The organism is Paracoccus sp. S1E-3 (genome assembly GCF_013868135.1).
In the GTDB taxonomy this organism is placed as follows: domain Bacteria; phylum Pseudomonadota; class Alphaproteobacteria; order Rhodobacterales; family Rhodobacteraceae; genus Paracoccus.
This window is the reverse complement of record NZ_JACEMU010000016.1, coordinates 508,872-527,317: the sequence shown is the minus strand read 5'-3', so window position 1 is coordinate 527,317 and position 18,446 is coordinate 508,872. Positions and strand designations below refer to the sequence as shown.

The window sequence follows — 18,446 nt, the reverse complement described above, 5'->3', positions numbered from 1 at the left end:
CAGAGGACGAAGACATGAATCATTTTGACGCCGTAATCATCGGTTCTGGCCAAGCGGCACCTTCGCTCGCGGTTGGGTTGGCCAATCGCGGGCAATCCGTTGCCCTGATCGAGGGCGACAAGCTGGGCGGGACATGCGTCAATAGCGGCTGCACACCCACCAAGACGTTGCGCAAGTCGGCGCGCGTTGCGCATATGGTGCGGCGCGCGGCGGATTTTGGCGTCTCCACGGGCGCGGTTACTGTGGATTTTCCCGCCGCAATGGCGCGGATGCGCGAGCGTGTCGATACCGCCCGCCGGGGACTGACAGCATGGTTAAAGCGCACCAAAGGTGTCGAGGTGATCCACGGTTGGGGCAGTCTTGCCGGGTTCGATGAAAACGGCCGGTTCATCGTCTCTGTAGGCGAAAGCAAGTTCTCGGCTGACAAGGTCTTTCTGAATACCGGGACTCGTTCGTTTACCCCGCCAGTTCCCGGCCTTGAAAACATCGATGCGCTCGATAATGCATCACTTCTGGCGCTCGATGAATTGCCTGATCACCTCATCATTGTGGGAGGTTCTTACATCGGCCTTGAGATGGGTCAGATTTTCCGCCGCCTCGGCAGCAAGGTCACGGTGGTACACCGTTCCGACCGTTTGGCCGAACGCGAGGATGAGGATGTCTCGGAAATCATCGCGAAGTTTTTTCAGGATGAGGGCGTGACGCTGCACCTGAACGCCAAGATCGCAGGTGTCGGGCGCAGCATGCGCGGCGTTCTGATGACGCTCGAGGATGGTACCGAGATCGCGGGAAGTCATGTCCTGTTTGCCACGGGGCGTGCCCCGAACACCGACAAGCTGAACCTTGCGGCGGTCGGGCTGGAGACCGATTCACGCGGTTACGTTCCGACCGATGCCAAGCTGCGCACCAAGGTGCCCAACCTCTGGGCGCTTGGCGATGTGAACCGGCGTGGTGCCTTTACCCATACCAGCTATCACGACCACGAAATCGTGCTGGCCGATCTCGATAAGATTAAAGACCGCTATCAATGGAAGGACGCCGATCAGCGGCCAACGACCTATGCCATGTTCACCGACCCACCGCTGGGACGCGTCGGCCTGTCCCGCACCGAGGCGCGAAAACTTGCTGCCGAAGGGCGCAATATCCTAATCGCCGACATGAAGATGGCCGACATCAGCCGCGCCAAGGAAGAAAGCGAGACAACCGGCCTGATTCGCATCATCGTGGACGGCGACAGCGAGGCTATTCTGGGTGCCACAGTGTTCGGCATCGCGGGCGATGAGATCATCGCGATCTTTTCGAACTTCATGGCCACGGGTGCCAGCTACAAGATCATGCAACAGGCGCTGCCCGTTCACCCGACCGTCGCCGAGTTGATCCCGACGATCCTTGCAGGCTTGAAACCGCTGGCGGCCGCCAATGCATGACATCACCCTGTTTGGCGAGGTCCGCTGCCACAAGACGCGGTTCTATCAGTCCGCCCTGGAAGAACGCGGGCTGGCCTATGAATTGGCCGAAGTTGATAAGGACCCGCGCGCGGCCGTGCGCCTGACCAAGTTGGCGGGCAGCGCAGATAAGTTCCCGACCTTCCAGATCAAGGGCCGCAAACTGCGCAACCCAAAGCTGCCTGAACTTGAAAAGGAACTAGCCCGCGCGGGTCTTTACGACCCCGGCCTTATTCACGAAGAACGGGCGCAACGTTTTGTCCGGCACATGGCCCCATCTGACGCGTTCGTCAGCTATGTCTGGCAAGGCGACCGGATGATCCTGACGCATATCGAGGTCGATCCATCCTTTCGTGGCAGCGGCCTTGGCGCACGTTTTGCGGCCGAGGTCTTTGAAGAAATTGAAACCCGCTCCCATGAAATCCGTCTGACTTGCCCATTCCTGCGCAAGGTCGGTGGGACACGCGCAAACTGGCGCAAGAAATTCAATCTGGGAGATTGAAAATGCCTGTCACATTCGAGAATACCCGATTTGATCCCGATTTGATCGAGTTTCACGGGATCGCTAAGCAAATGGCGGCCTCGGTTGGGTATACTGCCGATCTGTCGGTAGATGGACGTTTGGCCCAGCTTTTGCGTCTACGCGTCGCCCAGATGAACCCCTGTTCCTATTGCCTGATCCTGCACACCAAAGCGGCCCATGATCAGGGAATCGCGGTTGAAAAGGTCGCGCATCTGGCAAGCTGGCGCGAAAGCACGATGTTCACCCCGGCAGAACGCTGCGCGCTGGCTTATTGCGAGGCGCTCACGGCCTATGATCCGGCGGCCTTTGCAGCGCGGCATGAAAGCCTGACGTCACATTTCGACGAAAAAGCCATCGCCGAAATCGCGGCCATCGTCATCAACATGAACCTCTGGACCCGCCTGAAACTGGCCCAAGGTCAGGTTCCAGTGGCGGAGTGATCTTGTGGTAACCATCGGCTTTGGAGGCGGGTGCCATTGGTGCACCGAGGCAGTTTTCCAACCGCTTGAGGGCGTGTCAGAGGTGCGGCAAGGCTTTATCCGCTCCGACGGCCCTGACGAGGCGTGGTCCGAGGCGGTGGAAATCTCCTTTGATCCTGATCGCGTGAGCTTGCGAGACCTGATCGCGGTCCACCTGAGCACCCATGCCAGCGAGGCCGATCACAAGATGCGTGGCAAGTATCGAAGCGCGGTCTACAGTATGACCGCGGAGCAGCAAAACGCGTGCGCGACGCATATACGGGACCTTGCCGCAGAGGCGGAGGTGCATTTTGTTACGCGCAGCCTTATGCACCGGGGCTTCAAGCCTTCGGACAGCCGATTTCACGATTACTACAAATCCAACCCCGAACGGCCCTTTTGCCGCACCTATATCGCGCCGAAACTTGCCAAGCTTCGGGCCCGGCACAGTGCATTGCTCAAGAAGGAATACACAACGTCATGACCCCCGCAGTCCTTCTCGTGCTTGTGGCCTTTGCCATTTACTCGTTGCTCAGCAAAGCAATCTCGCGCAGCTTGCTTACCCTGCCAATCATCTTCACAGCGCTTGGCTTTGCATTGTCCGTGCCATTGAGCGCCAGCTTGTCGCCGGATGTGATCCACGAAGGTAAAAAAATTCTGGCCGAGATCACGCTGATCCTGATCCTGTTCTCAGACGCTAGCCATGTGCGCTTTAAGAAACTGGTGATGGATTGGCAGATCCCGACACGGATGCTGGTGATCGGGCTGCCGCTGACGATCGCGCTTGGGACACTTGTCGCGCTTTGGCTCAACCCTACGTCTGGGTTTGCCGTTGCATTGCTGACCGCCGCAGTATTGACGCCGACGGATGCCGCGCTGGGGCAATCTGTCGTTTCGAACCCAGAGGTGCCAGACCACCTCAGCCAGACAATCAATGTGGAAAGCGGGCTGAACGATGGGCTGGTGCTACCCTTCGTTCTTTTGGGTGCAGTCCTTGCGTCGTCGGTTGGCGGCGCGCAGACCGATGGTTTGGCGCTGGAGGCCGCCACCGAGATTGTGCTCGGTCCGCTCGCTGGTATTGCCGTCGGTTGGGTGGCGGCCAAGGCGATGGACTGGGCGCAAAACCGCGACTTGATGCAAGAGGCGGCGGGGGCGGTGGTCTTTCTCGTGACCGCCTTCGCAGCTTACGGGTTTGCTGTTGCCATCCACGGAAACGGGTTCATTGCGGCCTTTGTTGCGGGCATGGTCTTTGGCAACACCTACCGTCATGACATCCACTTTATCAGCGAGTTCATGGAGGGGGCTGGCCAACTTTTGACGATGGCGGCGTTTCTGGTGTTCGGTGCGTTTCTGCTGCCCGACGGATTGGCGCACGCAGGGCCAAATACGATCATTCTTGCGTTGGTCTTCCTCACGCTGGTCCGTGTCTTGCCAATCTTCGTTTCTCTGACAAGAAGCGGGCTACCCGCGCGTGAGAAGCTCTTCCTTGGTTGGTTCGGTCCACGCGGTCTGGCCTCGATCCTCTTCACATTGCTGATGATGGATCAATTCGATTTCCCGAATGAAGAGGAACTGCTGGCTTGTGTCTCGCTGACTGTTGGCCTGTCCATCCTGTTGCACGGCCTCAGTTCAACCCCCTTGGCGACCCGCATCGGGCGCATGAAATCTTGAACCAGAAAAGGAGACTATAATGGCAATGCATGTAGAGGTTTTTCGCCACCGGGTTGATCCCGACTTCCAAGGCGAGTTTGACGAGCTTTACGCCCGCATGGTGACCGTGGTGAAGGGGCTAAAGGGGTATATGAGCCACAAGGTCTTTACCGCAGAGGACGGAGAAAAGGTGCTTATCGGTTACTTCGAAGATTTCGAGGCGATCGAGGAATGGGATGTCCACCCCGAGCACAAATACGCCAAAGACCGCGGCAAGAACGGTGTCTTTTTGGAGTATGATGTGGTTGTTGCCGAGGTCGTTGAGCATCACGCGATGAACTTCACCGGCGCATGAAAATGCAGCCGCCACCTCCGTCAGAACCACTTTCGCCAGCGGAACAAGACCAGCATCCCTGCGACCAGAGCCAAACAGATCACCATCAGTATGGTGAAACCATTTGCATGCCCTTCGAAGGGAACCCCCATGAGGTTCACACCGAACGCGCTGACAATAAACCCAAGCGGAAGGAACAGCGTCGCCACGACCGAGAAGACAAAGGAGCTGCGCGTCAGTTGCCTGTCTTGAATGCGGGCAACCTGATCGTTGAGGATATCAACGCGGTCCCGCAGGTTTTGCAGGGTTTCAAGATACCGCAAAAGCTGATCGAGCCCGTCATCGATCCGCGTGCGCTCTCTTTCGCTCAAAAGGGAGTGCTTGCAGCGCGACAAGTGTTCCAGCACAGGTTTTTGTGGCCCGAGGTGGCGCAAGAAGCCGCTGATACGCGATTGGGTTTGTGCCATATTGGGGCAGGCAGCCTCGGTCTGATGAGTGCCCACAAGCCCTTCGATCCTGTTGACCGCGTCTTCCAGTTCCTCGATGTGGTCATCGACCTCATCGAGGTGTTCTTCGATAAGATCAGCCAGAAACTCACCCGGTGTGGTTGGGCCTGCACCTGCGGACAACTTTTGATGAAGGGCCAGGATCGGGTCAACATCGGCCTCGCGTGTAGTAATGACGCGCGTCTTGTCGATCCAGATCCTGATCGACACCATGTCTTCAGGGCGTGCCATGTCCTGACCGACATGCATGGCCTTCAAAAGCACCATGATCCCGTCATCAAGAACGCGCACGCGCGAACGTGTGTCCTCTTCGATCATCGCATCGACAACCAGGTCGTCGAGCATGGCCACCTCCATGAGATAGGCGCTGGTCTCTCGATGCTTGATACACATATGGAGCCATTCCCCGCCCCCGTTCAGTGCGTGCAGGTGAAGAAACCCCGGCGATGTTTTGACGTCTGTCATGCCTCAGTGCGCTCCTGTATCTGGGGTCAATCCATGGGCGGCGGCAAACTTATGATGGGACGCCCTTGGCCCCGCCAAGACCATGGCCGATCCTTCAGGCAACGGCGTTCCGTCCCACGGGTTTATCTCGGCGTTGAAGGCGCTGCGCACACCGATGAGGGTCAGGTCGCCGGGCCACTCCACATTGTTCGAAGGAGGTGCCTTCGCCAAACTATGTTGGGCAATCACCCTGTCCGCATCCAACTGGTACAAAACCGTGAACGGAACATGCGCCATGTGTTTGACAAGCCACGCATGTGCCATGCCGCAAATGAACTCATCGACGACAGAGGAAAAGAGCACGTAGCGCACAAAGGCGATTGCCGTGATGATCGCCGTAAGCTGAAGCAACAACCCGCTGGCCGTTTCCTTGATCCCGAAGGCCCCAACCACAACAGTGGCAACCACCGAGGCCAGACCAACGGAACCGGTAATCATCAAGATCACAAGGATACGTCTGCGCTCCGGTGTTTGGAGGATCAGTTCGGATTCAGACGTGGTGAACCCCGTGCCGCTAAGTGCCGACATGGCCTGAACTCTGGCAACGTCGCGTGAAATGCCCGTGTGTTCTAGAAACACAGCCGCGACCCGCACGATCGTGGACGAGATCGTGAACAGGATAACGATGGAAAGTGCTGCGCCCAAATCTTTTTCCCACGCTTGAGCGGGATCAGAAGCCCCGCAAAATCACCAACTTAACAACTCCAACTATCGTAAAGGAAAACCCATGATCGACAAGAACCACTTGCGCAACACGATGCTGGCCCTGACAGAGGCCGAACTTGAGCAAGCCCATAAAACCTATGAGCGATTTCTCAGCGCCGCGCGGCTGGATCGCACGGAGCCGATTGAAAATGACGAACAGGGCCAAGCAGAAACCGCCGCCGATCTTGCTGAGGCGTTCGATGACCGCGAGCATCAAGTGGAAGCCAAAATCTCAGCGTTGAACGTGCTTGATTTCGGACCGAAAACCGAAGTGGCGCCGGGCGCAGCAGTGCGGATCGGGGATCGCTATCTGGTCATTGGCGTCTCGACAGGAGAGTTTTCATGTCAGGGGCAGAAATTTATCGGTGTCTCACAAGCGGCGCCAATCTACGAGGCCCTGGAAGGCAAGAGAGCCGGTGAATTCTGTGAGTTCCGCGGCCGCAAGCTGAAGGTCACTGAGGTCTACTGACAATCGGGAGCTGACGATGAGTACTCTTCGCCCAGATGGACGCCCGCGCATTCCGCCCAATCAGGTGGTAACTCAGAAATTCCCGGTAATGACGGCGGGTACGCCCAAGACGGCCGACAAGGAAACATGGTCACTAACCCTCGACGGTGACGTCGAACAGGCGATCACACTGGATTGGGCGGGCTTTCAGGCCCTCCCACAGCGCGAATTCAGCGCCGATCTGCACTGCGTGACCAGATGGTCCAAACTGGGCACACTTTGGCGCGGGGTGGCAGTTTCTGTACTGGCCGATCTTGTTCGCCCAGTAGCTGATCCGGTTTATGTTCAGGCGCGTGCGGACGGCAATTACACCGCGAACCTGCGTTTGGTCGATATGTTAAGTGACAAAGCCTTTGTGGCCACAGAATTCGACGGTAAACCGCTGAGCGTAGAACATGGTGGCCCGGCACGACTGGTGGTGCCGGACCTATATCTGTGGAAAAGCGCCAAGTGGCTTCGTGGCCTCCATTTCAGTCCCTATGACTACAAGGGCTTTTGGGAAAAGCTGGGGTATCATAACTACGGTGATCCCTGGAAAGAACAAAGGTACAGAGGATGAGTGCTGGCGAGCCGGCGATAGCACAGGAAATACGGCCCTGCCGTATGTGCGCAGCAGATTTCGCAGCCACTGCCACAAGGCACGAACCCCGGCCAGTCGTCTGGCTGCGGCAACGCGCACGGATTCTGATTGTTGGGCAGGCGCCTGGCTTGCGCGTGCACGAATCCGGCATCCCCTTCGATGACCGCTCGGGCGACCGGTTGCGTGAGTGGTTGGGGGTTACGCGCGATGAATTCTATGATCGCGACCGGATCAGTATCCTACCCATGGCATTTTGCTTTCCCGGCTATCATGTGAATGGCAGCGACCTGCCGCCACCACCACGCTGCGCGGCAACGTGGCGAAGCCGGGCGCTGGACGCGCTCAATCAGGTAAGGCTCACTATCTTGATCGGGGGTTACGCCCATGGTTGGCACCTGGGCGCAGACGCACGCAAGGCGGGCGTAACAGCCACTGTTGCTGACTGGCGCCATTGGGCGCCGGTAGTCGTGCCGCTGCCGCACCCTTCCTGGCGCAACAACGCGTTTCTGCGCCGCAATCCCTGGTTCGGGACAGAACTCCTTCCGGCACTCCGTCTGCGTGTCCGCGAGGTCATGGATCAGACAGACTGACAAAAGGGGGCGCCAAATGGTCAAGGCAATCTGGAACGGCAAAGTCATCGCAGAAAGCGACGCTACCGTTGTTGTCGAAGGCAATCACTACTTTCCGATCGAAAGTGTGCGGGCAGTGTACCTATCGCAAAGCACGCGCGAAACGGTTTGCCCCTGGAAGGGAACTGCATCGTACTACTCACTAGAGGTGGACGGAAAGACCAACCCTGATGCGGCTTGGTATTACCCATCTCCCAGGTCGGCGGCAGCGCAAATAAGGGGCATGGTCGCCTTTTGGCGCCGCGTACAGGTGAGCTGAGCCGGACCGGCCCAAATACGCATTGGAAATCAAGAAAGGACTTAACGATGGAACTGGGATTTATCGGTCTCGGACGAATGGGCGGCAACATGGTCCGGCGGCTGTCGAAGGCCGGGCATCAATGTCACGTTCACAGTGCAAACCAGACGACGAGGGAGGCGTTGGCAAAAGAAGTCGGCACAGTCAGCTATGCCGACATCGGGTCTTTGGTCGCAGCTTTGGCAGCGCCTCGTGTAGTCTGGCTGATGGTTCCCGCCGGTGAAGTAACCGAGCAGGTGTTGACCGAGCTGGGCCAACTTTGCACATCAGGCGACGTCATCATCGATGGAGGCAATAGCCATTTCAAAGAGAGCGTTGCGCGCGCCCAGATGCTGGCCGCTAAAGGCATCCTGATGGTTGATTGCGGAACCAGCGGAGGTGTTTTTGGGTTGGCTCGTGGATACTCACTGATGCTAGGCGGGGCAAATGAGGCAATCGGGCGGATCGTGCCTATTCTTGACACGCTCGCACCGGGGATAGATGCGGCCGCAAGAACACCTGCCCGCGATGGTGGACCTCAAGCTCCGGGTGAGGCTGGATGGCTCCATTGTGGCAAGCCCGGCTCCGGCCACTATGTGAAAATGATCCATAATGGGATCGAGTACGGTATGATGCAGGCCATGGCCGAAGGTTTCGCGCTGTTCGCCTCGGCAGGTCATGCAGTGGTGGAAGAAGATTACCGCTATGACCTTGACCTCGCCGCTATCGCAGAAGTCTGGCGGCGTGGCAGCGTAGTCAGTTCATGGCTGCTGGATCTTGGGGCCGACGCTCTGGCCAGCAATCCGACGCTGGATCAGTATTCTACCGAAGTCGCTGATAGTGGTGAAGGTCGGTGGACGATTGAAGCGGCCATCGACCAGCGCACCTCGGCGCAAGTGCTCGCCGCAGCGCTGTTTGCCCGTTTTTCGTCGCGCGAAAAAAATGAACTGGGCAATCGTTTCCTGTCGGCCCTGCGCAATAAATTCGGCGGCCACCCAAGCCTTTCTTCCAAGGGCTGAAGAGGGAATGGCGGTGAGGTAACCCCGCCGCCTCCCAGGTCTTACAGGCCGCGTCCAGCATAGCGCTCTTCCCCGTCCCGGCATGGCCGATGATGATCCCGAGACTACAGCCGTCGGTGACATGGGCAAGCGCCTCGGCCTGCTCGGCGGACAGGATCAGATCCTGCGCCTCGGCGCGGGCAAGGGCTGTATCGCGGTCGCGGACGTCATCGTCATCGCCGCGCGGTGTAGCCGCTGTTCGACCTCGAGCAAGTCGCGCGTGGTGAAGCGCTCGCCGCCGCGCACATCCTACCCCTGCGCCACCGGGTCGGGTGCCCTGCGCATGGCGCCCAGCACCGCGTTGAACTGGCGCGGACCTTCGCCGTAACGGTATACGCAAGCGGCCATGTCGCGGCGGGTGAAGGCCGCTTACTGCCGGGCGAGCACGTCGAGCGCTAGGCTCGGGTCCGCGATGATCCGGGGGCCGTTCTCGCGCGCGATGGCGCGGTTCAACTCGGCGCGGTCGGCCTTTTCACCTGCTCGCACGATCCGCTGCGCGGGCGCGCCGATCTTGTCCTGCGGCTTCAGTAAGATGCTCTGCGCGTTGAGGCTGCAGTGATCGATCCATGCGTCGATGTCGAGTCCGGCGAGCCGTGCATTGGCGAACTCCGCCCAGCCTTCCCACCAGTGTCCGAGCAGGTCCGTCCGTTTCTACGCGCGCCGCCTCGAAACAACTCTTGTGCCGCAACTGCGAGCAAATGCTTCGTCGGCAGCGTGGCTAAACAGGAATGTCGGCAAAATCCCGCGATCCAGTCATCTGCTTAGGTTTAGATTAAGCTTGTGCAGCGAATATCTCCTTCGATGGGCCGCATTGCAGCGATATCAGCTCTCGCCCAAAGGCAGCTTTGGGCCGGGCAGGTCAGTTGTGGCGCTTAGTCCAGATCCACGTCCCCCAAGCGCGGGGCATGGACATGCGTTCGGACCAGTAACGCAGCGGCCGCGCCGGCGATGGCACCGAAGAGGTGCGCTTCCCAAGACACGCCGGGTTGGCCCGGAAGAACGCCCCAGAGAATGGAACCATATAGGACCCCGACCACCAATGCCGCGCCTAGCGTGATCAGCGAGCGATCCACGAGGCCGCGCACGACGAGGAAACCGAACCAGCCGAAGACGAGCCCCGACGCACCGATATGGATGGCCGAGGTGCCGAACAGCCAGACGAGGCCTCCCCCGAGGCCGATCACCACGGCGTTCACCGGCAGCAAGGCCCGCGTGGTTGTTGCCACCAGCAGTCCACCCATCACCAGAAGTGGCGGCGTATTGGCCATCAGGTGCCCGAAACTTCCATGCAGGAGGGGCATTGCGATGATACCATCCAACCCACCGAGGTACCGTGGGATCAGTCCGAACGCCGGGTTCAGGCCGTAGCCGGTGATCCAGTTGACGACCTGGATCGCCCAGAGCAGGGCGATAAAGGCGACAAGCGCCGCGGCGCTGCGCAGGAATCCTCGGCCAGCAGCCCGGCGATCTCGTCGCGCAGCAGGGCTTCGTCCCATTCGCCCATTTCCGTCAGCTTGTTGTCGGCGATCCGGTAGGCGCGGCGTTCCGCCTCGTCGAGATGGCTGAGCCGGATCACCGGCACCTCGGTCAGCCCGAGCATCGTGGCCGCAAGCACCCGGCCATGGCCCGCGATCAGCTCGCCGTCGTCGGCAACCATGCAGGGCACGGTCCAGCCGAACTTGGCCATGCTGGCAGCAATTTTGGCCACCTGGTCGTCGCCATGAATCTTGGCATTGCGGGCATAGGGGCGCAGCCGGGCAATCGGCCAGGACTCTACCTGGCTCGGCGCGAAGACGAGGTCCATGGGATGGGGCTCAGGATGAGGGGGAGGAAAATGAAAAGCGCCCGCGAGGGGGTTCCTCCGGGCGCAATTCTTCGATGATCAAGGGGTAGGTCAATGGGGGCAGGTCTGTCAACCCGAAAAGTGAAGCGGATTCAACAGCTTCTGACGAATTGGCTTTCCGGGGTGGCTTCCGGCCCCCTGGCTTCCCCGGAGGTGGCTTCCCTGGCTTCCCGCCGGGAATCCACCCCGGCCAGATCGTGATTCCGCAAGCCGCTGATCTGATTCACGAATTCCGGCGTCAGCGCGCAAGGTGGCTTCCGCCTGGCTTCCCCGGTGATACTAACTCACGCTAGCGAACCGCCGCGCTGCGCCCCCCCGCATACGTTTGGCGCCGGGGAGGAACCAGAGGAGGGGGGAGGGTGCACGATCGGTGGATTGAGAGGCGTGGTCAGCCTCCAGATCGTCGGCTTTCAGCGGCGGTCGCCGCTTGTTCCCGGATGCATCGGCGTCTAACGTCCATCTGATAGAAATTGCTGGGCTTTCAGGCTGTTTGGCCATGCGTTTCGAGTAGACTGGAGTGCTGCGCCGATTCGATCCCGGTGCAAGTGGGCGGAGGGAAGATGACGGTTCTGGAAGATATCAAGAATGGCGCTCAATTGCGCGGCGTCGTTCCGGGCCAGCCCGTCGAAGTTGTTTCTGTCGAGTGGATTGGGGATCAGGCAATAAACCTTGTATATCGCGTGCCCGGTGGCGGTGTAGCTGAAACAACTCTGTATCGTGATGATCAGGCCCGAATTGAACTGGATGCCCGCGGCCGGGCATGGTCCTTCGATGCCGATGGTGATCTCTTGCGCCTTGTCACTGAGGCCAATCGGATCAAGCTGGCGCATTACTTTGACCCCTATCTGGCCATTCACACCAGCCTCGTCGATCCGCTTCCGCACCAGATTTCCGCGGTCTATGGCGAAATGCTGCCGCGCCAGCCTTTGCGTTTTCTTCTCGCCGACGATCCGGGTGCTGGAAAAACCATCATGGCGGGGCTGCTGATCAAGGAATTGATCGCCCGCAGCGATCTCGAGCGCTGCCTTGTCGTCGCACCTGGCAGTCTGGTCGAACAGTGGCAGGACGAACTTGGTGAGAAGTTCGGGTTGGAATTCGACATCCTCACCCGCGACATGATCGAAAATTCCAGATCAGGAAATCCGTTCAGCGACCGCAACCGCTTGATTGCTCGACTGGACGTTCTCGCCCGAAATGAAGAGCTCCAAGACAAGCTGGCGCAAGCGGCAGAGTGGGATCTGATCATCTGTGACGAAGCCCACCGCATGTCCGCGACCTATTTCGGTGGTGAAGCGAAGTACACCAAGCGATACCGCGTCGGTCAGAAGCTCGGCGAGGCATGTCGTCACCTGCTCCTGATGTCGGCAACCCCGCACAATGGGCACGAGCAGGACTTCCAGCTGTTCATGGCGCTGCTTGATGGTGACCGGTTCGAGGGCCGTTTCCGCGACGGCGTGCATTATGCGGATACTGCCGACATGATGCGGCGCCTGACGAAAGAGGAACTGCTGCGCTTCGATGGCCGCCCGCTCTTCCCCGAGCGTCGCGCCTACACGGTCAAATACGAGTTGTCGCCCGAAGAGGCCGAGCTTTACGCTGCAGTGACCGAGTACGTCCGCAACGAGATGAATCGGGTCCAGCGCTTTGCGGCCGAGGACGGCAAGAAACGGAACAACGTAGGCTTTGCCCTTCAGATCCTACAGCGCCGCCTCGCGTCCTCACCGGCCGCGATCTACCAGTCCCTGAAAAGGCGGCGCGAACGGCTGGAGGCAGAATTGGCCGAGGCGCGCCTGATGGTCCGCGGCAAGAGGTCCGGTTTCGATACCCCTGACGTGCCGGATGACGCCCTGCAGAACCTTGAGGAACTCGGCCAGGACGAGATCGACGATATCGAGGATCGGATTTCCACGACCGCGACCACGGCCGAAACCGTCGATCAGCTCGCCCTTGAGGTCGAAACGCTGCAAGTCCTCGAACGGATGGCGCTGGGCGTTCTCAGCTCTGGCCAGGACACCAAGTGGTCGCAGCTGAACCGTATCCTCGATGATGAGCTGATGGTCGACTCGCACGGCAACCGCCGCAAGCTGATCATCTTCACCGAGCCGAAGGACACCCTCTACTACCTGCATGATCGCGTAAGGTCGCGTCTTGGCCGCGCTGATGCGGTCGAGGTGATCCATGGCGGCGTATCCCGCGAGGATCGGAGGAAGATTGTCGAGCGGTTTATGCAGGACCGCGACATGCTGGTGTTGATCGCGAACGACGCGGCTGGTGAAGGTGTTAACCTCCAGCGTGGCCACCTGATGGTGAACTACGACCTCCCCTGGAACCCGAACAAGATTGAGCAGCGGTTCGGCCGTATCCACCGGATCGGTCAGACCGAGGTCTGCCATCTCTGGAACCTCGTTGCGGCCGACACGCGCGAGGGCGAGGTCTACGCCCGGCTTCTGGAAAAGCTGGAGGCGGCACGCGAGGCGCTGGGCGGGCGGGTCTACGACGTCCTTGGCGAATTGTTCGATGGCACGGCGCTGAAGGATCTGTTGTTCGAGGCGATCCAGTATGGCGAGCAACCCGATGTGAAAGCCCGGCTGTTCCAGGCCGTCGACGGGGCCGTGGATCAGCAACATCTGCTGGACCTTCTGGCGCGTCGGGCCCTGACCAATGATACGATGCCAGCCGCCAAGGTGCAGGAAATCCGCATCGACATGGAACGCGCCGAGGCCCAGCGCCTTCAGCCGCATCACATCCAGAGCTTCTTTGTCGAGGCGTTCAAGCGCCTTGGTGGCCAGATCAAGCCTCGGGAAGAGGGTCGGTGGGAGATCACCCATGTCCCGGTCAGCATCCGCGAACGCGACCGGCAGATCGGCACGGGCTCGCCAGTTCAGAAGAAGTACGAACGCATCTGCTTCGAGAAGGGCAAGGTGAACCAGCAGCCCGTGGCGACCTTTGTCTGTCCCGGTCACCCACTGCTCGAAGCCGTCATCAGCATTGTGCGCGAACAGCACGACCACCTGATGAAGCAGGGCGCGGTCATGGTCGATGAAACCGACCTCGGCCAAGACCTGTCGGCCATCTTCTTGCTGGAACACAGCGTCCAGGATGGCCGCCCAACCAGCACCGGCAAAGCCCACATCATCTCGGAGAAGCTGCAGTTCGCCTCGATCGACAAGACTGGACAAGCCTCGAATGCGGGGATCGCCCCCCACCTGAACCTGCGTCCAGCTACGGCTGAGGAAATCGCGCTGGTTTCCGACAAGCTGCACGAGGACTGGCTGCGCAACGATCTGGAAAAGGCGGCGATCCGCTTTGCCACGGTCGATCTGGCCCAAAGCCACGTGGCCGAGGTCAAGGCGCGGCGCCTGCCGGAGGTGGCGAAGGTCGAGCAGGAGGTAAAGGCCCGCCTCAAGAAGGAGATCAACTTCTGGGACAACCGCGCCGCCGAACTGCGTGAGGACGAAAAGGCAGGAAAGAAGACCCGCCTGAACTGGCAGAACGCAGAGCGCCGGGCTGAAGACCTCGCCGACCGACTGAAACGCCGGATGGAGTTGCTGGAGAAGGAACGCTTCATCTCCGCCCAGCCGCCGCGGGTGCGGGGCGGCATGGTCGTCGTGCCGAAGGGGTTGCTGTTGGCGAAGGCTGCCGCCGCAAGCGGGGCCAAGGCCAGCGCTTTTGCCGAAGACCCGGAGGCCCGGCGGATTAGCGAGTTGAAGGCCATGGAAGCGGTGATCAAGGCCGAGCGGGCGCTGGGCAACGAGCCGTCTGATGTGTCGGCGCAGAAGGTGGGCTACGACATCGCTTCCTACGATCCTCGCTCTGGCCATCTACGCTTTATCGAGGTCAAGGGTCGGATCGACGGCGCCGATACAGTCATGCTGACCCGGCAAGAAATCATCACTTCCCTACACGAACCGGGCAAATACATCCTGGCCATCGTGCAGATCGAAAGTGGTTACGCACAAGAGCCGCGGTATGTCCGTGGTGCGCTGTCGGACCACGAGCCTGCGTTCGAACACACTGCCATCCAGTTTAACTTAAAGCGCCTGCTGGAGCGGGCAGAGGTGCCAAGTTGAGAAAGAAGAGCATTAGGCTTGCCGCCCGGACGTTCAATTCGAACATCGACGAAATCATTTCTTTCACCAATCGGGCCACCGGTGCCGGAGGTCCATTGACCGATCAAGATCAGTCTTGGTGCTTTGATCTCGCCATCATCAGGGTCTATCGCGAGTTCGAGGACTTGATTCTCAGTTGTTTGGTTGCCTTGATTAACAGCGATGCGACGACGTTCTCACAAGTTAAAGGAAGGAAATTCCCAGCCCATATGAACGTCGAGGTCTGCGAATATCTCATTTGTGGTGATGGCTATTTCGATTTTGCTGGTCGCGACGGTCTCATCAAGACCATCAAGAAGGTAGTTCCGGCAGCTCATTGGCTGCCGACAATCGTTTCTGATGCTGCCTACACGGACGCACTCAAGAAACTCAGCGCGTTGCGAAACTTTGCCGCGCACGATAGTGCGGTATCGAAAAAGCGCGCTCTAGATGCCATCGGTGGGCAGGGAATGTCATCGAGCGGTGCATGGCTGAAGCGCCAAGGGCGCTTCGCGGCAATGTGCACAAGTCTAAAGGCGATGTCGACACGGATCGAAGCTGCCGCGCCCTATTGAAAGCAAGACGATGACCCAACCCTACAAAAAGAAACTGATCGAAGTCGCCATCCCGCTGGAGGCCATCAACGCCGCCTCGGCGCGGGAGAAGTCGATCCGGCATGGGCATCCCTCCACCCTGCATCTGTGGTGGGCGCGGCGGCCGTTGGCGGCGTGTCGGGCGGTGCTGTTTGCGCAGCTGGTGGACGATCCCTCCAGCCATCCCGACCAGTTCCCCACCCATGAGGATCAGGAGCGGGAGCGGCAGCGGCTGTTTGCCATCATCGAAGACCTGGTGAAGTGGGAGAACTCGACAAACGAAGAGGTGCTGGAACGCGCGCGGGCGGAAATCCGGCGGTCGTGCGGTGGTGTGCTGCCGCCGGTCTATGACCCGTTCTCGGGCGGCGGGTCGATCCCGCTCGAGGCGCAGCGGTTGGGCCTGCCTGCCTATGGGTCCGACCTGAACCCGGTGGCGGTGATGATCGGCAAGGCGATGATCGAGATCCCGCCGAAATTCAAGGACATGCCCCCCATTCACCCCGGCATCAAGGATCGGTCGTTTTACCGAAACGCGGAAGGGCTGGCCGAGGATGTGAAATACTATGGCGAATGGATGCGTGAGAAGGCGTGGGCGCGCATCGGGCATCTCTACCCGCAGGTAGACCTGCCGAAAGAGTATGGCGGCGGCAAAGGGACTGTTGTCGCTTGGATCTGGGCCAGGACCGTGCCAAGCCCTGATCCAGCATTTGCAGACGTTGATGTTCCGCTTGTTCGTTCTTTCCAACTTAGTGACACCGCTTGGGTCGAGCCAATTGTCGACGGTAAGAACTACTCATTTCGCGTGCGAACGGGCGGATTGCCAAATGCTGGCAAACTTGATGGGACCGTCAGTAGGCAAGGTGGTCGTTGCCTTGTCTCAAACAGTGCGATGCCGCTCAACTACATCCGTGAGACGGCGCGCAAGAGGGGCCTAGGCCAAAAGCTGATGGCGGTGGTGGTTGAAGGCACACGAGGACGTGTCTTCATTTCTCCGACTCCAGAGATGGAGAAAGCTGCCTTCCTATCGAAACCAAAATGGCTTCCAGAAGAGCTTGTGACAACTCCATCCCATGAAGTCGATCGCCTCCCGATGTACGGCATGACAACTTGGGGAGCAGCTTTTACGGACCGTCAGGCAACTGCTCTGACAACGTTTGTCGATGTTGCGAAGGAACTAAAAGCCCAGATTGCCAATGACCTGAGGAGCCACGGAGATCTCGGCGCAGTCGATCCTACTGAGTACTCGAATGCCATTCGAGTTTACCTGTCGTGTGCGATTGACAGGTGCGCTGATGCTTGGAGCACCATTGCGACGTGGGCGACGAGTGGGTTCATCCGATTTACCTTTGCTCGGCAAGCTATCGCCATGACTTGGGATTTTGCGGAGTGCAATGTATTCAGTACGTCCACGGGAAATTTTGGCGGTGCCGTTGATTGGGTTGTAAAGGCGCTATCAGAGCTTCCGGCTCTCGGTATGGGCAGTCTCAAGCAAGCAGATGCCAGATTTGCTGTGTTGCCGAAGGCTAGCTGCCTTTCCACTGATCCACCCTATTACGACAATATCGGCTATGCTGACCTCTCGGACTACTTTTATGTGTGGCTCAAGAGATCTGTTGGAGACATTTATCCAGAGGTATTCTCGACGATTGCGGTGCCCAAATCGGACGAGTTGGTGGCAATGCCGCACAGGCATAAGAACCGCCGAGCGGCAGAAGATTATTTTCTGAATGGTATGTCAGAGGCGTTCGCCAATATCGCCGGCCAGCTAGATCATAGTCTACCAGCTACAGTGTATTACGCGTTTAAGCAAAGTGAGGTTTCTGAAGAGGGACTGACATCGTCGGGATGGGCAACATTCCTTGAAGCAATCATCTCGTCTGGACTGTCAGTAGTCGGGACTTGGCCCGTGCGAACTGAGAGGGCAGGACGGACAATTAGCGTAGGGACGAACGCGCTCGCTACTTCGGTCGTCCTCGTCTGCCGCAAGAAGGAAGCCTCGGCCGAGGTCATTACCAGGGCCGAGTTCATCCGTGCCCTGAAACGCGAACTGCCCCCGGCCATCGGGGAGCTTCAAGCCGCGAACATCGCCCCGGCCGACATGCCGCAATCGGCCATCGGCCCCGGCATGGGCGTCTTCTCGCGCTACAAGGCGGTGCTGGAATCCGACGACAGCCCGATGACGGTGAAGGCCGCGCTGCAGTTGATCAACCGCGAGCTCGACGAATACCTCGGTGGCATCCAGGGCGAGTTCGACGCCGACACCCGATTTGCCATCACCTGGTTCGAACAGAACGGGTTGAAGGCAGGTGACTACGGCACGGCGAACAACATCGCCAACGCGCGCGGCATCTCGGTCGAAAGCGTGAAGCATGCCGGGATCGTGGAAAGTGCGGCCGGAAAGGTGCGCATCCTGAAGCGCGACGAATTGGATGCGGAGTGGGAGCCGGATGCCGATGGCCACCTGACCGTCTGGGAATGCTGCCAGCATCTGGTGCGCCTGCACGAGAAATACGGGATCGGCTATGAGGCGGCGGTGATGCTGAAGAAGTTCGGTTCCAAGGCGGATGACGTGCGCGACCTTGCCTATGTGCTTTACAACATCTGCGAAAAGCGGGGCGACGCGAAGGAGGCGACCGCCTACAACGCGTTGATCGCGGACTGGACCGACCTGACCCGCGAAGCCGCCACCGCGCCGCTGACGAACCGCAGCGGTCAGATGAGATTTGAGGTTTAACCGGGGGAGCC

The 18,446-nt window shown here is 59.3% G+C and carries 17 protein-coding genes and 3 pseudogenes; 14 read left to right on the top strand and 6 right to left on the bottom strand.

From position 1 onward, the window contains the following. Positions 1–14 precede the first annotated feature (14 nt). The 6 genes from H1S04_RS17135 to H1S04_RS17110 are packed head-to-tail and all read left to right on the top strand — an operon-like array spanning position 15 to position 4,431. Positions 15–1,427 (top strand): mercuric reductase, encoded by a 1,413-nt coding sequence (locus tag H1S04_RS17135; RefSeq protein ID WP_036763621.1) that lies wholly within the window; start codon positions 15–17, stop codon positions 1,425–1,427. Further along, positions 1,420–1,947 carry an N-acetyltransferase gene (locus tag H1S04_RS17130; protein WP_028720608.1) on the top strand — a complete coding sequence of 176 codons (528 nt, stop codon included), beginning with the start codon at positions 1,420–1,422 and terminating at the stop codon, positions 1,945–1,947. The genes H1S04_RS17135 and H1S04_RS17130 overlap by 8 nt, the downstream gene beginning before the upstream one ends. A gap of 2 nt (positions 1,948–1,949) precedes the next feature. Then, the gene (locus H1S04_RS17125; RefSeq protein WP_028720609.1) at positions 1,950–2,408 is read left to right on the top strand and encodes a carboxymuconolactone decarboxylase family protein; all 459 of its coding nucleotides are present in this window, start codon (positions 1,950–1,952) and stop codon (positions 2,406–2,408) included. Between the two features lie 4 nt (positions 2,409–2,412). Further along, on the top strand, positions 2,413–2,910 hold the full coding sequence (locus H1S04_RS17120; RefSeq protein WP_028720610.1) for a peptide-methionine (S)-S-oxide reductase: 498 nt from the start codon (positions 2,413–2,415) through the stop codon (positions 2,908–2,910). Then, positions 2,907–4,097, top strand: coding sequence for a sodium:proton antiporter (locus tag H1S04_RS17115; RefSeq protein ID WP_028720611.1), 1,191 nt, complete (start codon positions 2,907–2,909; stop codon positions 4,095–4,097). Before H1S04_RS17120 ends, H1S04_RS17115 begins: the two co-directional genes overlap by 4 nt. Positions 4,098–4,116: 19 nt before the next feature. Further along, entirely contained in the window at positions 4,117–4,431 is a 315-nt protein-coding gene (locus H1S04_RS17110) for an antibiotic biosynthesis monooxygenase (RefSeq protein ID WP_051578302.1), read from the top strand. Positions 4,432–4,451: 20 nt separating this feature from the next. Here H1S04_RS17110 and H1S04_RS17105 read toward each other — a convergent pair whose 3' ends face one another. After that, positions 4,452–5,381, bottom strand: coding sequence for a CorA family divalent cation transporter (locus tag H1S04_RS17105; protein ID WP_028720613.1), 930 nt, complete (start codon positions 5,379–5,381; stop codon positions 4,452–4,454). 3 nt (positions 5,382–5,384) lie between these two features. Continuing rightward, the gene (locus tag H1S04_RS17100; RefSeq protein WP_052432431.1) at positions 5,385–6,065 is read right to left on the bottom strand and encodes a hypothetical protein; all 681 of its coding nucleotides are present in this window, start codon (positions 6,063–6,065) and stop codon (positions 5,385–5,387) included. An 82-nt stretch (positions 6,066–6,147) separates the two neighbouring features. Here H1S04_RS17100 and H1S04_RS17095 point away from each other — a divergent pair, with 82 nt between their 5' ends. From H1S04_RS17095 to gnd, 5 genes are read left to right on the top strand one after another with little or no spacing between them, the layout of a single operon-like run. Next, positions 6,148–6,594, top strand: a complete 447-nt coding sequence (locus tag H1S04_RS17095; RefSeq protein ID WP_036763518.1) for a hypothetical protein — start codon at positions 6,148–6,150, stop codon at positions 6,592–6,594. A gap of 16 nt (positions 6,595–6,610) precedes the next feature. Then, the gene (locus tag H1S04_RS17090; protein WP_081791465.1) at positions 6,611–7,192 is read left to right on the top strand and encodes a molybdopterin-dependent oxidoreductase; all 582 of its coding nucleotides are present in this window, start codon (positions 6,611–6,613) and stop codon (positions 7,190–7,192) included. Beyond that, a complete protein-coding gene (locus tag H1S04_RS17085) occupies positions 7,189–7,803 on the top strand; it encodes a uracil-DNA glycosylase family protein (RefSeq protein ID WP_081791466.1) in 615 nt (204 codons plus the stop codon). Before H1S04_RS17090 ends, H1S04_RS17085 begins: the two co-directional genes overlap by 4 nt. A gap of 16 nt (positions 7,804–7,819) precedes the next feature. Further along, positions 7,820–8,101, top strand: coding sequence for a DUF427 domain-containing protein (locus H1S04_RS17080; RefSeq protein WP_081791467.1), 282 nt, complete (start codon positions 7,820–7,822; stop codon positions 8,099–8,101). Positions 8,102–8,148: 47 nt separating this feature from the next. Continuing rightward, entirely contained in the window at positions 8,149–9,138 is a 990-nt protein-coding gene (gene gnd, locus H1S04_RS17075) for a phosphogluconate dehydrogenase (NAD(+)-dependent, decarboxylating) (protein ID WP_028720615.1), read from the top strand. 73 nt (positions 9,139–9,211) lie between these two features. On the opposite strand, the pseudogene H1S04_RS18840 reads toward gnd, so the two are convergent. The 4 genes and pseudogenes from H1S04_RS18840 to H1S04_RS17060 all read right to left on the bottom strand — a co-directional run. Continuing rightward, positions 9,212–9,517, bottom strand: a pseudogene (locus tag H1S04_RS18840) (hypothetical protein); the annotation flags it as partial. A gap of 203 nt (positions 9,518–9,720) precedes the next feature. Next, positions 9,721–9,816, bottom strand: a pseudogene (locus tag H1S04_RS19005) (hypothetical protein); the annotation flags it as partial. 233 nt (positions 9,817–10,049) lie between these two features. Beyond that, on the bottom strand, positions 10,050–10,478 hold the full coding sequence (locus H1S04_RS17065; protein WP_255435666.1) for a rhomboid family intramembrane serine protease: 429 nt from the start codon (positions 10,476–10,478) through the stop codon (positions 10,050–10,052). Positions 10,479–10,621: 143 nt separating this feature from the next. Then, positions 10,622–10,981 (bottom strand): annotated as a pseudogene (locus H1S04_RS17060) (ParB/Srx family N-terminal domain-containing protein); the annotation flags it as partial. Positions 10,982–11,580: 599 nt separating this feature from the next. Here H1S04_RS17060 and H1S04_RS17055 point away from each other — a divergent pair. Genes H1S04_RS17055 through H1S04_RS17045 form a run of 3 tightly spaced genes read left to right on the top strand, consistent with a single transcriptional unit; the run spans position 11,581 to position 18,435 of the window. Next, positions 11,581–15,090 carry a helicase-related protein gene (locus tag H1S04_RS17055; protein WP_181746705.1) on the top strand — a complete coding sequence of 1,170 codons (3,510 nt, stop codon included), beginning with the start codon at positions 11,581–11,583 and terminating at the stop codon, positions 15,088–15,090. Further along, positions 15,087–15,683, top strand: a complete 597-nt coding sequence (locus H1S04_RS17050; protein WP_181746704.1) for a hypothetical protein — start codon at positions 15,087–15,089, stop codon at positions 15,681–15,683. Before H1S04_RS17055 ends, H1S04_RS17050 begins: the two co-directional genes overlap by 4 nt. A gap of 10 nt (positions 15,684–15,693) precedes the next feature. Beyond that, positions 15,694–18,435, top strand: a complete 2,742-nt coding sequence (locus H1S04_RS17045; RefSeq protein ID WP_181746703.1) for a DUF1156 domain-containing protein — start codon at positions 15,694–15,696, stop codon at positions 18,433–18,435. Positions 18,436–18,446 lie beyond the last annotated feature (11 nt).

Bases quoted from the DNA above. Each gene is read 5' to 3' on its own strand.
- H1S04_RS17090 (WP_081791465.1), top strand. From the start codon at position 6,611: ATGAGTACTCTTCGCCCAGATGGACGCCCGCGCATTCCGCCCAATCAG.
- H1S04_RS17065 (WP_255435666.1), bottom strand. From the start codon at position 10,478: ATGCCCCTCCTGCATGGAAGTTTCGGGCACCTGATGGCCAATACGCCG.
- H1S04_RS17125 (WP_028720609.1), top strand. From the start codon at position 1,950: ATGCCTGTCACATTCGAGAATACCCGATTTGATCCCGATTTGATCGAG.
- H1S04_RS17080 (WP_081791467.1), top strand. From the start codon at position 7,820: ATGGTCAAGGCAATCTGGAACGGCAAAGTCATCGCAGAAAGCGACGCT.
- H1S04_RS17055 (WP_181746705.1), top strand. From the start codon at position 11,581: ATGACGGTTCTGGAAGATATCAAGAATGGCGCTCAATTGCGCGGCGTC.
- H1S04_RS17115 (WP_028720611.1), top strand. From the start codon at position 2,907: ATGACCCCCGCAGTCCTTCTCGTGCTTGTGGCCTTTGCCATTTACTCG.
- H1S04_RS17045 (WP_181746703.1), top strand. From the start codon at position 15,694: ATGACCCAACCCTACAAAAAGAAACTGATCGAAGTCGCCATCCCGCTG.
- H1S04_RS17085 (WP_081791466.1), top strand. From the start codon at position 7,189: ATGAGTGCTGGCGAGCCGGCGATAGCACAGGAAATACGGCCCTGCCGT.
- H1S04_RS17095 (WP_036763518.1), top strand. From the start codon at position 6,148: ATGATCGACAAGAACCACTTGCGCAACACGATGCTGGCCCTGACAGAG.
- H1S04_RS17110 (WP_051578302.1), top strand. From the start codon at position 4,117: ATGGCAATGCATGTAGAGGTTTTTCGCCACCGGGTTGATCCCGACTTC.
- H1S04_RS17135 (WP_036763621.1), top strand. From the start codon at position 15: ATGAATCATTTTGACGCCGTAATCATCGGTTCTGGCCAAGCGGCACCT.
- H1S04_RS17105 (WP_028720613.1), bottom strand. From the start codon at position 5,381: ATGACAGACGTCAAAACATCGCCGGGGTTTCTTCACCTGCACGCACTG.
- gnd (WP_028720615.1), top strand. From the start codon at position 8,149: ATGGAACTGGGATTTATCGGTCTCGGACGAATGGGCGGCAACATGGTC.
- H1S04_RS17130 (WP_028720608.1), top strand. From the start codon at position 1,420: ATGCATGACATCACCCTGTTTGGCGAGGTCCGCTGCCACAAGACGCGG.